Here is a 14,923-nt window from a genome sequence, read left to right on the forward strand (position 1 = left end):
CGGCCCGGCGGCCGACGGCGCCGCCCCCGGCCCTCAGGAGACGCCCGCCGCCCCCTCCCGGCGGCTCTTCGTCTCCCGTGTCGTCGGCGGGGCCGCCGCCGCGGCGGCCGTGGGGACCGTCGGCTACGGGACGTACGGCGTGCTGCGCGGACCGCGCGTGAAGCGGGTCACCGTGCCGCTCGCCAAGCTTCCCCGCGCGGCGCACGGTTACCGCATCGCGGTGGTCAGCGACATCCACCTCGGGCCGGTGCTCGGGCGGGGCTTCGCGCAGAAGGTCGTCGACACGGTCAACTCGACCCAGCCGGATCTGATCGCGGTCGTCGGTGACCTGGTGGACGGAAGCGTGAAGGACCTCGGTCCGGCCGCGGCTCCCCTGGCGCAACTGAGGGCGCGTCACGGGTCGTTCTTCGTCACCGGCAACCACGAGTACTTCTCCGGTGCCGAGCAGTGGGTCGAGGAGGTGCGGCGGCTCGGGCTGAACCCGCTGGAGAACGCCCGCACGGAGCTGCCGCACTTCGACCTGGCGGGGGTCAACGACGTGGCCGGCGAGGACGAGGGGCAGGGCCCGGACTACGCGAAGGCGCTCGGGGACCGGGACCGGGGGCGGGCGTGTGTGCTGCTCGCCCACCAGCCGGTGCAGATCCATGACGCCGTCGACCACGGTGTCGACCTTCAGCTGTCCGGTCACACCCACGGAGGGCAGTTGTTCCCCGGCAACCTCGTGGCCGGTCTGGCCAATCCCACACTGGCGGGGCTCGACCGGTACGGCGACACCCAGTTGTACGTCAGCCGGGGGGCCGGTGCGTGGGGGCCGCCCACGCGGGTGGGGGCGCCGTCGGACGTCACGGTGATCGAGCTGGCCTCCAAGCAGGCCTGACGGCGTGCCGGGGGCGGGTCCGCGTCACCCGCGCTCGCGGGGTGCCTCCCCCACTCTCGGCTTCGCTCGAGCGGGGGGACCCCCATCGCCCACCCCTGTCGCCCTGAGGTACCTCCCAGGCCCTCGAGGCATCGGGGGAGGCGCGACTGCCCGCAGCCAGGGGACCCGATGGGTCACGTTCGTACGGCGCTCGTGCCGGTCGATCTGCGGCGGTGGATCGCCGACACGTCCTGGGAGCCGGTCGCCGGGCACGTGGCCGGGCGGCTTTCAGCCGGACGGGGGAACCGGCCGCCCGGCTCGGTCCTCCGACGGCCGTTCCCGGCCGGACGGCACCCGCGCGGGAGCCTCGTCGGGTTCCGGGCACGTTCCCGGCCGGGCCGGCAGGGTCACGGTCACCGCCAGCCCCTCGCCCGGCGCCGTCCGTACCGCCACCTCACCCCCGTGCGCCCGCACCACGCCCTGCACGATCGCCATGCCGAGACCGCTCCCCGCGCCCCCGCCCGCGCGGAAGAAACGGTCGAAGACGCGCGCCGCGTCCTCCGCCGCGAGGCCCGGCCCGTCGTCCGCCACGGACAGCCGCACCACCCCGTCCGCGCGGACCACCCCGAGCCGTACCGCGACGTCCGCCGGAGTGTGCGTCCGTACGTTGCCCAGCAGGTTCCCCAGGACCTGCCGCAGCCCCGACTCGTCCGCGCGCACCAGCACCGCACCGTCCGCGTCCACGGTCACCGCCCGCTCCGGCTGCTGCACCCGCAGGTCCTCCGCCGCGTCCCGCACCAGCCGGCACACGTCCACGTTCCGCAGCCGCAGTTCGGGGCTCTGGTCGAGGCGGGCCAGCACCAGCAGCTCGTCGACGAGCCGCCCCATGCGGTCGGACTCCGCCAGCATCCTGTCCCAGGCCCGCCTGCGCTCCGTCGGCTCCCGCAGCATCCCCCGGTCGTAGAGCTGGAGGTAGCCGCGTATCGCGGCCAGCGGCGTCCGCAGCTCGTGCGAGGCGTCCGCGACGAACCGCCGCAGCTGGGCCGCGCTGCGCTCGCGCGTGCGGTACGCCGACTCCACCTGCTGGAGCATCGAGTTGAGGGCGAGCCGTAGCTGCTCCACCTCCAGGATCGGGTCCCGGCTGGAGGGCACCCGCCGGGTCAGGTCGCCCTCCGCGATCGCCGACGAGGTCTCCACCATGTCCTCCAGCGGCCGCATCCGCCGCCGCACACTGAACATGGTCAGACAGGCCAGCAGCAGCAACAGCAGCGTCCCGATGGCCAGGTCGAACTTGACGGCCTTGGCGACACCGTCGTGCACCGCCTCGGTGGAGCCGGCGATCAGGATGTACGTGCCGTCCGCGAGCCGGGTGGCGGTGACGCGGTAGGCGGCGCCGCGCACGGTGACGTCGTGCGGCTCCGGGGCCTCGACCAGGGCGCGCGCGTCGCCCACGGCGTCCGCCAGGTCGCGCTGGGCCTTCGTCGGTTCGAAGCCGAGGATGCCGACGGGCTCGCCCCGGTCGTCCACGGCGGCGAAGATCGAGTCCGGGTCGTCCTCCCGGTTCCAGTCCGGATCCACCCGGTCGCGGAAGAAGCTCAGCACGCTCAGCGAGTCGATCTGCCGCAGCGTCAGCTCCGAGCCGCCCAACGACTCACGGGTCCGGGTCAGCTCCGTGTCGATCTGGTCCAGCAGGTAGTAGCGCATGCCCATCACGCTCACCGCGGTGGCCGCCACGATGCCGAGGGCCAGCAGCACCACGTTGGCCAGGGTCAGCTGCCCGCGCAGCGAGTGGACGCCCCGCCCGGAGCCCGGTTTGCGGATCGGGATCCTCACGTCAGGCCGTACCCGACCCCGCGCCGGGTGGTGATCACCGGTGGCCCCAGGGCGTCGAGCTTGCGCCGCAGGTAGCTGATGTAGGTCTCGACGACGGTCGACTCGGCCGGGGTGTGCTCGTACTGCCAGACGTGGCGCAGCAGTTGCTCCTTCGGCACGATCCGGCCGCCGTTGCGCACCAGGAAGCGCAGCAGCGCGTACTCGGTGGGGGTGAGCTCCACCGAGCGGCCCGCGCGGCGCACCGAGTACGTCGTCTCGTCCAGCTCCAGGTCGCCGTGGCGCAGCGGCGCCCGCTGCGGGAGGACGTCGGCGGGGCGGGTGCGGCGCAGTACGGCGGTGATCCGGGCGACGACCTCGTCGATGTTGAACGGCTTGGTGATGTAGTCGTCGCCGAAGCCGAGCGCGCCGACGACCTCGGCGGGCGCGTCCCGCGCGGTGAGGAACACCAGCGCCAGCTCCGGCCGCCGGGACCGCAGTTCACGGCCCAGGGCGCGGCCGTCGCCGTCCGGCAGCATCACGTCGAGCAGGGCGCAGTCGGGACGGGTGTGCTCGGTCAGCGCGAGCGCCTCGCGGACCGTGCCCGCGGTCATGACCTCGAAGCGGTGGTAGCGCAGGGCGATGGCGAGGACGTCCGCGATGCTCTCCTCGTCCTCCACGACCAGCACGGTGCCGGGAGCTGTCGTCATGTCCCCAGTATCGGCGCAACCCCCGCCGGTCGTACCGGTGTTCGCTTTGGAGTTCCTTGAGAGTCCCGCGCCGGTCGTGTCCCCGCGCGGGTGCCGCCGACGATCCTGCTGCCCAGGACCTGGGGGACCGACCGAACGACGAAGGAGCGGACACGTGGCGGTATTGGCACGCTGGTGCTATCGGCATCGGCTGGTGGTCCTGTTGGTGTGGGTGGGGGCGCTGCTCGGACTGGGGGTTTCGGCGAGCGGCGCGGGCACGAACTACGCGGAGGTCTTCTCGCTGCCGGACACCGACTCCAAGCGGGCGTACGACCTGATGGAGCGGGCGTTCCCGGAACGCGCCGGCGACACCGACACCGTGGTGTGGAAGGTCGACGAGGGTTCCGTGCGGGAAGACTCCGTACGGTCCCGGATCGAGCCGGCGCTCAAGGAGATCGGACGGATGGAGGGCGTCGGCGCCGTCTCCGATCCGTACGGCGCCCAGGGCGCGGCGCAGATCAGCGAGGACGGGCGGATCGCCTACGCGCAGGTCACGTTCGCCGAGCAGGCGGACGCCGTGCCGAAGGAACTGGTCCAGGACGTCGTCGACACCGCGCAGGACGCCGCGCGCGACGGGCTCCAGGTGGAGCTGGGCGGCCAGGCCATCACACGCGTCCAGGAACCGCCGACAGGCACCGCCGAGCTGGTCGGCATCCTGGCCGCCGCGGTCGTGCTGTTCGTGGCCTTCGGGTCGCTCTTCGCGATGCTGCTGCCGATCGTGGTCGCCGTCTTCGGCGTCGGCACCGGAATGTTCGGCACCCAGCTCCTCAGCCACGTCACCAACGTCCCCGAACTCGCCACGCTGCTGTCCACGCTGATCGGTCTCGGCGTCGGCATCGACTACGCCCTGTTCATCGTCACCCGGCACCGGCGCGGCATCCTGCGCGGCGCCGACCCGGAGGAGGCGGCGGTCACCGCCCTCAACACCTCCGGCCGGGCGGTGCTGTTCGCGGGCGGCACGGTGTGCATCGCGCTCGCCGGGATGCTGGTGACGAACCTGCGGTTCCTGGACGGCGTGGTCATCGGCACCACGCTCACCGTCGTCCTGAGCGTGCTCGCCGCCGTCACCCTGCTGCCCGCCCTGCTCGGTCTGCTCGGCCACCGGGTGCTCAGCCGCCGTCAGCGCCGCAGGCTCGCGGCGGAGGGTCCTCGGACCGAGGAGGTGAGCGGTCTCGCCGCGCGCTGGTCCGCGGGTGTCCAGCGCCGCCCGCGGTCCGTGGCCGTCCTCGCCGTGGTCCTGATGGCGGCCCTCGCGGTCCCGCTGCTGTCGCTGCGCCTGGGCACCGTGGACCAGGGCAACGACGACGCCTCCATGACCACCAGGAAGGCCTACGACCTGCTCGCCGAGGGCTTCGGGCCCGGCTTCAACGGCCCGTTGCAGGTGGTCGTGGACGGCGAGGCGTCCGACGGCCTGGTGACGGTCCTGGAGCGCACCGAGGGGGTCGCCCAGGTCGCCGCCGTACCGCCCGCGAACGGCGTCAGCGTCATCCAGGTCGTCCCCACCACGTCCCCGCAGGACGCGGAGACGGACCGGCTCATCGACACCCTGCGCGACGACGTCATCCCGGGCGCGGGCGTGGAGGCCCATGTCGGCGGGGTGACCGCGGTGTCCAAGGACTTCGCGACGGTGACCGGCGAGCGGCTGCCGCTGTTCATCGGCACGATCATCGGCCTCGGCTTCCTGCTCCTGCTGCTCGCGTTCCGTTCCCTGGTGGTGCCGCTGACGGCCGCCGTGATGAACCTGCTCGCGGCGGCGGCCTCCTTCGGCGTCCTGGTGATGATCTTCCAGTGGGGCTACGGCCTGGACCTGCTGGGCCTCGGCAAGGAGGGCCCCATCGCGTCCTTCCTGCCGATCATCATGCTGTCGCTGCTGTTCGGGCTCTCCATGGACTACCAGGTGTTCCTGGTGAGCCGGATGCACGAGGAGTGGGTGCACACCCGGGACAACGCCCGCGCGGTGCGCGTCGGCCTCGCGGAGACCAGCCGCGTCATCAACTCCGCGGCCCTGATCATGGTCTGCGTCTTCCTCGCCTTCGTGCTCAGCGGCGACTACGGCGCCGCCATGGCGGGCGTGGGGCTGGCCGCCGCGGTCGCCCTGGACGCGTTCATCCTGCGCACGGCGCTGGTGCCGGCCGTGATGCACCTGCTCGGGAAGTCCAACTGGTGGCTGCCGGCCGGTCTGGAGAAGCGGCTGCCGCACCTGGCGGTGGAGCCGGGGGAGGAGGGGACCGCGGCGCCCACGACGCCCTCCGGTGTTCCGGGCGGCCCCTCCTCGGTCGTCCACGGCTTCGTCCGCACCGCCGACGGCGAACCCGTCGAGGGCGCGGCCCTCACCCTGCTGACCTCCGGGGGACGCCGGCTCGACCGCGTGGTCTCCCTCGCCGACGGCGCGTACATCGTCTCCGTACCGGCCCCGGGCACCTATCTGCTCGCGGTCACGGCGGCCTCGTACGGCTCCCGCGCGGCACACCTGACGGTGACGGACGGACCGCTGGTGCACGACGTGGAACTCACGCCCGGTGAGGTGGACGCCGTCAGCTGACGGTGCCGGGGCGCCCGTCGTCGGCGGGCGCCCCCTTCTCCCTCTTCGCCGGGTCCGGAAGCGCCTTCGTCATGCCGGGCAGGAACTCCGTGAACAGTTCGTGCACCTCGCGCACCAGGGGCCGCAGCACCCGGAAACGGGCCAGGGCGATGCCCCGCGCGGTGATCCGGGCGCCGCGCTCGGCCAGCCGGTAGCTGCGCTCCCGGCCCTCGGTGCGGTCGAAGATCCAGTACAGGACGAGCCCCATCTGGGACAGCCACATCAACTCGGGCAGGATGTCCCGCAACTCCTCGGGCACCTTGCTCTTCGTCCCGGCGAGCACCGCGCGGTGGACGCTGATCGCCTCCACGCGCGCGTGCTCCGACTCGGGGGAGAAGGGGCTGAGCGGGCTGTCCGGATCGGCGGCGTTCTTGAAGAACTGCACCGCGAACTCGTGGTACGGCGTGGCGATGTCCAGCCACGTCTTCAGCACGCCCGCGAGCCGGGCCTCCAGCTCGGTCTCCCGGCGCAGGACCTCCCGGACGGCCACCTGGTGCTCGGCTGCGATCCGGTCGTAGAAGCCCTGGATCAGGTGTTCCTTGCCCTCGAAGTAGTAGTACGCGTTGCCGACGGAGACCCCCGCCTCCTTGGCGATGGCCCGCATGGTCGTCTTGTCGTACCCGCGCTCCTGGAACAGCCGCATGGCGGTCTCGAGGATCAGGGCGCGGGTCTGCTCGGACTTGCTGAGGGTGGCGCCGTCGTCGGGGCCGTCGTTCTTCGCGGACACGGAAAGAGAGCCTAACGCCACGGACGGGTGCCCTACGGGGCGGTGCAGGTGCCCGCCTCGCAGCCCGGCGCGGTGTAGCTCCAGCCGTCGCGCGGATCGTACGTCCACCCGTCACCCCGGCGGTACACGCCGCCGCCCCACCCGGACGCCATCCCGCGCCACTTGGCGGCGGCCAGCACCGCGCCCTTGGCGAGCCGGGCGCCGGCCGGGGTGCTCAGCCGGTGGGCCAGCCGCCGGTGCTCCCGCAGCGCCCACAGGGTGACGACCCAGGCGGCGGCGCCCCGGTACACCTGCCCGGCGTCACCGACCACGGTGATCTCCTCCAGGGTGGACCCGTGGTCGAGGCCGGGGAACCGGGCCCGCGCCGCCTCCGAGGCCGCCGGGACCAGCTCCAGGGGCACCAACTGGGGCTGGCGCACCAGCCAGTTCCGTACGAAGGCGCACAGGGAGCACTCGGCGTCGTACAGCACGGTGAGCCGGTGGACCGGGACGCGCGCGGCGTCCCGGCCCCCGTGTGCGGCCGTCACGCCGCTCACGCCCCGGCCTGAGGGGCCGCCCAGCCCTGCGGCGGCACCGGCGGGACCTGCTCCCGCTCCATCACCCCGCGGCGCCGGATCTTGTTGAGCACGTACACGTTGCCCAGGTGCATCACGCCCAGCACCAGCAGCACCACGCCGAGCTTGGTCGACAGGGCCTCGAAGATGCCGCGCGTGTCGGTGATCGTCTCGTCGTCGCTCAGGTACAGCGCGACGAACCCGAGGTTGACGAGGTAGAAGCCGACCACCAGGAGGTGGTTGACGGCGTCGGCGAGCTTCTCGTTGCCGTGCAGCACGTCGGAGAGGAAGATCCGCCCGTTGCTGCTGAGCGTACGAGCGACCCACACGGTCAGCCCGATGCTGACCACCAGGTAGATGACGTAGGCGATGACCGTACGGTCCATGTCCCCCAGCCCTTCTTGAACACGTTCAAAACGCTGACGGGGAAGACTCTAGACCCTTTTTTTGAACGTGTTCAACTCAGGGGTGGGGTGTGCTGCGTCACGGAACGGCCGAGGGCCCCGTCTCCGGCGGAGACGGGGCCCTCGGGGGCGTACGGCGGCGTACCTCAGTAGCGGCGCGTGATCAGCGCACGCTTCACCTCGGCGATCGCCTTCGTGACCTCGATGCCGCGCGGGCAGGCGTCCGTGCAGTTGAAGGTCGTGCGGCAGCGCCAGACGCCGTCGCGGTCGTTGAGGATCTCCAGGCGCTGCTCGCCGGCCTCGTCACGCGAGTCGAAGATGAAGCGGTGCGCGTTGACGATGGCCGCCGGGCCGAAGTACTGCCCGTCGTTCCAGAACACCGGGCACGAGGACGTGCAGGCGGCGCACAGGATGCACTTTGTCGTGTCGTCGAAGCGCTCGCGGTCCTCGGCGGACTGCAGACGCTCGCGCGTCGGCTCGTTGGTGTCCTTCGTGATCAGGAAGGGCATCACGTCCCGGTACGCCTGGAAGAACGGCTCCATGTCCACGACCAGGTCCTTCAGGACCGTCAGGCCCTTGATGGCCTCGACCGTGATCGGCTTCTCGGGGTTGATGTCCTTGATCAGCGTCTTGCACGCCAGGCGGTTCTTGCCGTTGATCCGCATGGCGTCGGAGCCGCAGATGCCGTGGGCGCAGGAACGGCGGAAGGTCAGCGTGCCGTCCAGGTCCCACTTGATCTTGTGCAGCGCGTCGAGGACGCGCTCCTTCGGGTCGATCTCCAGCTGGAAGTCTTCCCAGACCGCCTCGGCCGCGACCTCCGGGTTGAACCGGCGGATCCGCATCGTGACGGTGATGTACGGGGAGTCGGCGAAACCGGGCTCGGGGGAGCCGGCGGCGTCCGCCTTGTCCAGAACGGGGGTAGCCATCAGTACTTACGCTCCATCGGCTGGTAGCGGGTCTGGACGACCGGCTTGTAGTCCAGACGGACGGTCTCGGTGCCGTCGGCGCCGACCTCGCGGTACGCCATCGTGTGACGCATGAAGTTGACGTCGTCGCGGTTCGGGTAGTCCTCGCGGTAGTGACCGCCGCGGGACTCCTTGCGGGCCAGCGCGGAGACGGCCATGACCTCGGCCAGGTCGAGCAGGTTGCCCAGCTCGATGGCCTCGAGGAGGTCGGTGTTGAACCGCTTGCCCTTGTCCTGGATGGCGACGTTCTTGTAGCGCTCGCGCAGCTCGGCGATCTTCTCGACCGCCGTCTTGATCGTCTGCTCGGTGCGGAACACCATGACGTTGGCGTCCATGGTCTCCTGCAGCTCACGGCGGATGGTGGCCACCCGCTCGTTGCCGGTGGAGGACCGCAGCCGCTCGATCTGCTCGACGACGAAGGACTCCGGGTTCTCCGGCAGCTCGACGAAGTCGGCCTTCTGGGAGTAGTCCGCCGCCGCGATACCGGCCCGCTTGCCGAACACGTTGATGTCCAGCAGCGAGTTGGTGCCCAGGCGGTTGGCGCCGTGCACGGACACACAGGCGACCTCGCCGGCCGCGTACAGGCCCGGCACGACGGTGGTGTTGTCCGCCAGGACCTCACCCTCGACGTTGGTCGGGATGCCGCCCATGGCGTAGTGCGCGGTCGGCTGGATCGGGATCGGGTCCGTGTAGGGCTCGATGCCGAGGTAGGTGCGCGCGAACTCCGTGATGTCGGGCAGCTTGGCGTCGAGCTGCTCCGGCGGGAGGTGCGTGAGGTCCAGGTAGACGTGGTCGCCCTCGGGACCGCAGCCGCGGCCCTCGCGGATCTCCGTGTAGATGGAGCGCGAGACGACGTCACGGGAGGCGAGGTCCTTCATGACCGGCGCGTACTTCTCCATGAAGCGCTCGCCGTCCTTGTTGCGGAGGATGCCGCCCTCACCGCGGGCGCCCTCCGTCAGCAGGATGCCCATGCGCCAGATGCCGGTCGGGTGGAACTGGAAGAACTCCATGTCCTCCAGCGGCAGCCCGCGCCGGTACACGGCCGCCTGGCCGTCACCGGTCAGCGTGTGCGCGTTCGACGTCACCTTGAAGAACTTGCCGGTGCCGCCGGACGCGTAGATCACGGCCTTCGCCTGGAAGACGTGGATCTCGCCGGTCGCCAGCTCGTACGCGACCACACCGGCGGACTTCTTGACGCCGTCGACCTCGGTGATGAGCTGGTCCAGGACGTAGAACTCGTTGAAGAACTCCACGCCCTCCTTGACGCAGTTCTGGTACAGCGTCTGGAGGATCATGTGACCGGTGCGGTCGGCCGCGTAGCAGGACCGGCGGACCGGGGCCTCGCCGTGGTTGCGGCTGTGACCGCCGAAGCGGCGCTGGTCGATCGTGCCGTTCGGGGTCCGGTTGAACGGCAGGCCCATCTTCTCCAGGTCGAGGACCGAGTCGATGGCCTCCTTCGCCAGGATCTCGGCGGCGTCCTGGTCGACCAGGTAGTCACCGCCCTTGACCGTGTCGAAGGTGTGCCACTCCCAGTTGTCCTCCTCCACGTTGGCCAGCGCGGCGGCCATGCCGCCCTGCGCGGCGCCCGTGTGGGAGCGGGTGGGGTAGAGCTTGGTCAGGACGGCGGTGCGGCTGCGCTTGGTCGACTCGATGGCCGCGCGCATGCCGGCGCCACCGGCGCCGACGATGACGGTGTCGTACTTGTGGATCTTCACTGATCTCGCCTCACTGCGGGGCTTTGTCGGAGACGGTGGTGCGAGCATCGGCCGGGGGTCCGGGGGGTGTCCCCGGGGAATGCAGCATGATTCTCGCAGCCCCGTGCCTAGCGGATGTTCGGGTCGAAGGTGAAGATCACCAGCGTGCCCAGCAGGATGGTGAACACCGTGGCGGTGTAGAGCAGGCCCTTGAGCCACAGCCGGGTGTTCGGCCGCTCCGCGTAGTCGTTGATGACCGTGCGCAGGCCGTTGGCGCCGTGCAGCATCGCCAGCCACAGCATCAGCAGGTCCCAGACCTGCCAGAACGGCGAGGCCCAGCGGCCGGCCACGAAGGCGAAGCCGATCTTGGAGACGCCGCCGTCGAGGACCAGCTGGATCAGCAGGTGGCCGATGACGAGGACGACCAGGACGACGCCGGACAGGCGCATGAACAGCCAGGCGGCCAGTTCGAAGTTGCCCCGGGTGGACTTCGGGGTCTTCTTCGTCCGCTTGCGCGGGGGCTCGATGACCGGCGCCGGGTTGTCGGCGGAGTAGAGCGAGGCGCCCTCGACGGGGCCGATGCCCGAGGCGGTGGTGTCAGTCGTGGACATGGGCGTCAGCTCCCGAACAGTTCACGAGCGGCGTGGCCGAGGACGGGGTAGATCGCCCCGAGCATCAGCACGACCCAGATGGCGACGACGGTCCAGAGCATCTGCTTCTGGTAGCGGGCGCCCTTGACCCAGAAGTCGACGGCGATGACACGCAGGCCGTTGAGCGCGTGGAACAGGATGGCGGCGACGAGGCCGTACTCCAGCAGCGCGACGATCGGCGTCTTGTACGTGGCCACGACGGTGTCGTAGGCCTCGGGGGACACCCGCACGAGAGCGGTGTCCAGCACGTGAACGAACAGGAAGAAGAAGATGAGGACGCCGGTGACTCGGTGAGCCACCCAGGACCACATTCCTTCCCGGCCGCGGTACAGCGTTCCAGCCGGCACGGAAGTTTCCTCCGGGAGCGGGGTTCGGGGCCGCGCCGGCTTTCCTTGTCGGTCGGGCCCGGCCGGGTACGGTCCACCGGCCCCCAGCATGTTAGCGACGGATGCCCGTGGTGCTTGCAGGGGGCCTGCCGGTGTGATCAAACTGGCACGCTTACGGGCTACCGCGGTGGCATCTGGGGTGAGGTGTCCGGTTGTGTGCCGGGTGCGGTGCCGTCGTGGTCGGTCGCGCCCGCGCGGCAGAGCCGCAGATCGTCGTGGCCCCGCACCCCCAGGAAGTCGAACAACCGTTCCCTGGCCAGGCGGCGGAGTTGCTCGGCCGCCACGACTCGCTCGTCTTCCGGATCGTTCGCCAATCGTGACCGGATGTCCGTCAGGACCCGGTCCAGGGCCTCTTCCTCGGGGACGTCGTCCAGGCAGATGACGAAGACGTGGCCGAACTTGGTCTCGTACGCCGTGTGGGCCGCGGTCAGGGCCGTGTGCGCGGCGGAGTACGTGTCGTCGGGGAGGGCGGGGCGGGGCTCCGCGGCCAGGGCCTCCGCCAGTTCCTTGGAGGAGAGGTCGTACGCCGCCTCGTCGGAGGCCGCCAGGAGGGACGGCACGTCCGGGTAGGGGCGGTGGCCGGAGAGGCGCAGGGCCCAGCGCGGGCTGCGCAGACAGGCCAGGAGGGCGCGCTCGGCGTCCTCGGCGGGAGCGGTGTTGAACCACTCCAGCGCGGGCGGGATGCCGGGCGCGCCGCGGGACTGTCCGGGTATGGCGACTCGGCCGGGGAGGTCTGGGAGACGGTGCGCAGGCAGCGTGGGTCCTCGTGGGCGTCGCGTGTGTGTCGGTGGAAGATGCTGTGAGAGTTGTGACGTCACGTTATCGAGTGAGTCCGAGACGTGTCCGATCGGTACCCCGAATTCACCCGGACGGCAGAGTTTGAGAGCGGCTCGTCGACGCGCTTCACCCGTTCGGGTCGTACGTTGGCTGGGTGAGTCAGCACAGGCAGCACGGGCAGCACCGGCAACCCAGGCAGCACCGGCGACGGGTGCTGGTCACGGCCGTCGCCGGGGGCGCGCTGGTGGCCGCGTCCGGCGTGGGCCTCGGACTCCGGGCGGCCTCGGACGACGACGGCTCGCCCGCGGGCTCGACGGCGGCGTCCTCCACCGAGACCCCCGCCGGTTCCGGCGAGGCCGCCGGGACGACACCGGACGGGAGCCCGAGCCCCAGCCGCACCCACCCCTTGTCCGAGGCGCCGCGCACCATACCCGCCGTACGCGACCACACCGCGGAGCGCGGTCCGGGCTGGCGTCCCGCGAAGGACCACCGGGTGGTCGTGGACGACCCCGCGCTGGCCGACGAGGGGCGCCTGATAGCCGGCGAGCTGGGACTGGCGTACGCGGGGGAGAAGGGCGACCGGCGGGCCGGGGACCTGCGGCTGGAGCTGAACCGCGACGGGGGCGCGAACCCGGAGTCGTACACGATGACCGTGCGGGGCGGGAGCGTGACCGTGAGCGCCCCCGGTGAGCCGGGCGTGTTCTACGGCACCCGCACGCTCAAGCAGGCGGTACGCGGCACCGGCACCGCCCCCGAGGGCGTGGTGCGCGACGAGCCCGCCAAGCAGCGGCGCGGGCTGATGCTGGACATCGCGCGCAAGCACTACGACGCCGGCTGGATCGAGGACCGGATCCGTGAGCTGGGCGACCTGAAGTTCAACGAGCTCGGCCTGCACTTCTCCGACGACCAGGGCTTCCGCATCGAGTCCGCCTCGCACCCGGAGATCGTCTCGGCGGACCACCTCACCAAGGCGCAGGTCGAGAGGATCGTCGACCTCGCGGAGAGCCGGCACATCACCGTCGTGCCCGAGATCGACTCGCCCGGACACCTCGGCGCGGTCATCGCCGCCCATCCGGACCTGCAACTGCGCAACGCGGACGGCGGCGCGGTGCGCGGCGCGATCGACATCTCCAAGGCCGGGTCCGCCGAGATCGTCGACGACCTGCTGGACGAGTACGCCGGGCTCTTCCCGGGCGGGCAGTGGCACCTGGGCGGCGACGAGTACCAGGCGCTGGTGGTCCCCGATCCCGAGGCGTCGTTCCCGGGCCTCGCCGCCGCCGCGCGGGAGAAGTACGGCTCCGGCGCGACCGTGGAGGACCTGACCACCGGCTGGCTCAACGACCGGGCCGCCACCGTCCGCGCCCACGACCGCACGCCCCGCGCGTGGAACGACGGCTTCTTCCGGGGCGGGTCGGTGCGGGCGGCCGAGGACATCCTGGTCGCCTACTGGACCGGCAAGGAGATCGGCGCCCGGCCGCCGGCGGAGTACCTGGGCGAGGGCCGCGAGGTCATCAACCACAACGACGAGTTCCTCTACTACGTGCTCGGGGAGCCCCTGACCTTCGTCTACCCGACGGGGGAGCGGATCTACGAGCAGTGGACGCCGCTGGTGCTGCGCGGCACCACCGCCGTCCCGGAGCGGTACGACGACCAGATCCTCGGCGGGTCGTTCGCCGTCTGGGGCGACATCCCCGGGGCCCAGACCCAGGACCAGGTCGCGGACGGGATCCGGCTGCCGCTGGCGGCGACCGTCCAGAAGCTCTGGGACCCGGACGAGCCGGAGCTGTCGTGGGCGGAGTTCCGGGACCTGGCGGGCGAGCTGGACTGACGGTTCCCCCGTCACGGGGCGGATTGCCGCATACGGCTGCGAACCCCCGTACGGCTGTGGTGGTGTTCTGACGGACCGACCGCGACACCGGGGGGAACACCGGCACATGGGCTACTGGGGGTATTTCGTCGTGGGCCGCGGGGAGCGGCCGCTCGCCGGGCTGGACACGCTGGCCGGCGCGGCCGGGGGCATGTCCCTGCACACCTCGGCGCCCGACGGCTGGCAGGTGTGGGAGTACCCGGGCGGCCGGGGCGACGTCGGGAACATGAACGACCTGGCCCGGGAGACCGGCGCGCCCGCGCTGTTCGGATACGTCATGGACAGCGACTGCGTGGTGGTGGAGGCGGCGTCACCGGAGAGCGGGGCGTGGACGACCTGTCTGGCGCGGTCCCGCATGGCCGGTTACCTCGAAGGGCAGCAGGAGGGGCTCACGCTGGAGGACTACTTCCTGGAGCCCTCCGACGCCGCCGAACGGGCCGTCTTCTGGGCCGAGGAGGCGGGCCGCACCGCCTCCGCCGAGGACCTGGTCGAGGTGCTGACCGCCGACCCCGACCCCATGGCCGAAAACCTCTTCTTCCGTCTGCTCGACCGGCTCGGCGTGGTGCCCCTGTGACACTCCGGGCCCGTCGCACGCAGTAAGGGGAAATGCGGGCTCCGTGAGGGATGGGGCACGTGAGGGCCTCGCCGGGGCCCGCGAGCATTCCTTGAGGAGGCGTGGATGAGCCTGGTGGAGCTGATCGCACAGGCCGACGAGCGCGGACTGGCCGTGAGCGGGTTGGCTTGTTTGGATCGGTGCGTGCCGCTGCTGGGCGGCGGTGACGAGGTGCTGCGCCCGCTGTGGGCGAGCCTCGCCCAGGCCGCGCCCGCGGGTGACTGGGCGCAGCGGCTGGAGCAGGCCCGCGGCACGCTGGACGCGGCGGCCGACGGCGCGGACGAGGCCGTG

Annotated in this window: 14 protein-coding genes and 1 pseudogene; 5 read left to right on the plus strand and 10 right to left on the minus strand. The window is 71.5% G+C overall.

The features are described from left to right. Positions 1–877, plus strand: an 877-nt coding sequence (locus tag B7767_RS04950; RefSeq protein WP_107485805.1) for a metallophosphoesterase, incomplete at its 5' end; no start/stop codon positions are given. Between the two features lie 267 nt (positions 878–1,144). On the opposite strand, the gene B7767_RS04955 is transcribed toward B7767_RS04950, so the two are convergent. Both B7767_RS04955 and B7767_RS04960 read right to left on the minus strand, forming a co-directional pair. After that, complete coding sequence (locus B7767_RS04955; RefSeq protein WP_085571047.1) at positions 1,145–2,683, minus strand: HAMP domain-containing sensor histidine kinase; 1,539 nt, start codon at positions 2,681–2,683, stop codon at positions 1,145–1,147. 2 nt (positions 2,684–2,685) lie between these two features. Next, complete coding sequence (locus B7767_RS04960; protein WP_085571038.1) at positions 2,686–3,375, minus strand: response regulator transcription factor; 690 nt, start codon at positions 3,373–3,375, stop codon at positions 2,686–2,688. Positions 3,376–3,538: 163 nt separating this feature from the next. Between B7767_RS04960 and B7767_RS04965 the strand changes: the two genes are divergently transcribed. Beyond that, a complete protein-coding gene (locus B7767_RS04965) occupies positions 3,539–5,956 on the plus strand; it encodes an MMPL family transporter (protein ID WP_085571039.1) in 2,418 nt (805 codons plus the stop codon). Here B7767_RS04965 and B7767_RS04970 read toward each other — a convergent pair. The 8 genes from B7767_RS04970 to B7767_RS05005 form a co-directional block, all read right to left on the minus strand. After that, on the minus strand, positions 5,949–6,722 hold the full coding sequence (locus B7767_RS04970) for a TetR/AcrR family transcriptional regulator (RefSeq protein WP_085571040.1): 774 nt from the start codon (positions 6,720–6,722) through the stop codon (positions 5,949–5,951). The genes B7767_RS04965 and B7767_RS04970 overlap by 8 nt on opposite strands. 32 nt (positions 6,723–6,754) lie before the next feature. Next, positions 6,755–7,258, minus strand: coding sequence for a thiol-disulfide oxidoreductase DCC family protein (locus tag B7767_RS04975; RefSeq protein ID WP_085571041.1), 504 nt, complete (start codon positions 7,256–7,258; stop codon positions 6,755–6,757). Further along, a complete protein-coding gene (locus B7767_RS04980) occupies positions 7,255–7,662 on the minus strand; it encodes a hypothetical protein (protein ID WP_073932622.1) in 408 nt (135 codons plus the stop codon). Before B7767_RS04980 ends, B7767_RS04975 begins: the two co-directional genes overlap by 4 nt. 164 nt (positions 7,663–7,826) lie before the next feature. Further along, a complete protein-coding gene (locus tag B7767_RS04985; RefSeq protein WP_085571042.1) occupies positions 7,827–8,606 on the minus strand; it encodes a succinate dehydrogenase iron-sulfur subunit in 780 nt (259 codons plus the stop codon). Next, entirely contained in the window at positions 8,606–10,360 is a 1,755-nt protein-coding gene (gene sdhA / locus B7767_RS04990) for a succinate dehydrogenase flavoprotein subunit (protein WP_085571043.1), read from the minus strand. The genes B7767_RS04985 and sdhA overlap by 1 nt, the downstream gene beginning before the upstream one ends. A gap of 107 nt (positions 10,361–10,467) precedes the next feature. Beyond that, complete coding sequence (locus B7767_RS04995; protein WP_085571044.1) at positions 10,468–10,950, minus strand: succinate dehydrogenase hydrophobic membrane anchor subunit; 483 nt, start codon at positions 10,948–10,950, stop codon at positions 10,468–10,470. Positions 10,951–10,955: 5 nt separating this feature from the next. Next, entirely contained in the window at positions 10,956–11,336 is a 381-nt protein-coding gene (sdhC, locus tag B7767_RS05000; protein ID WP_085571045.1) for a succinate dehydrogenase, cytochrome b556 subunit, read from the minus strand. 158 nt (positions 11,337–11,494) lie between these two features. Further along, positions 11,495–12,193, minus strand: coding sequence for a 2-oxo-4-hydroxy-4-carboxy-5-ureidoimidazoline decarboxylase (locus B7767_RS05005; RefSeq protein WP_107485808.1), 699 nt, complete (start codon positions 12,191–12,193; stop codon positions 11,495–11,497). 173 nt (positions 12,194–12,366) lie between these two features. Between B7767_RS05005 and B7767_RS05010 the strand changes: the two genes are divergently transcribed. From B7767_RS05010 to B7767_RS05020, 3 genes and pseudogenes are all read left to right on the plus strand, one after another. Beyond that, positions 12,367–13,980, plus strand: a complete 1,614-nt coding sequence (locus B7767_RS05010; protein WP_085571048.1) for a glycoside hydrolase family 20 protein — start codon at positions 12,367–12,369, stop codon at positions 13,978–13,980. Between the two features lie 106 nt (positions 13,981–14,086). Further along, positions 14,087–14,593, plus strand: a complete 507-nt coding sequence (locus B7767_RS05015) for a hypothetical protein (protein WP_085571046.1) — start codon at positions 14,087–14,089, stop codon at positions 14,591–14,593. A gap of 105 nt (positions 14,594–14,698) precedes the next feature. After that, positions 14,699–14,923, plus strand: a pseudogene (locus B7767_RS05020) (hypothetical protein); the annotation flags it as partial.

The organism is Streptomyces sp. 13-12-16, assembly GCF_002114215.1.
In the GTDB taxonomy this organism is placed as follows: Bacteria; Actinomycetota; Actinomycetes; order Streptomycetales; family Streptomycetaceae; genus Streptomyces.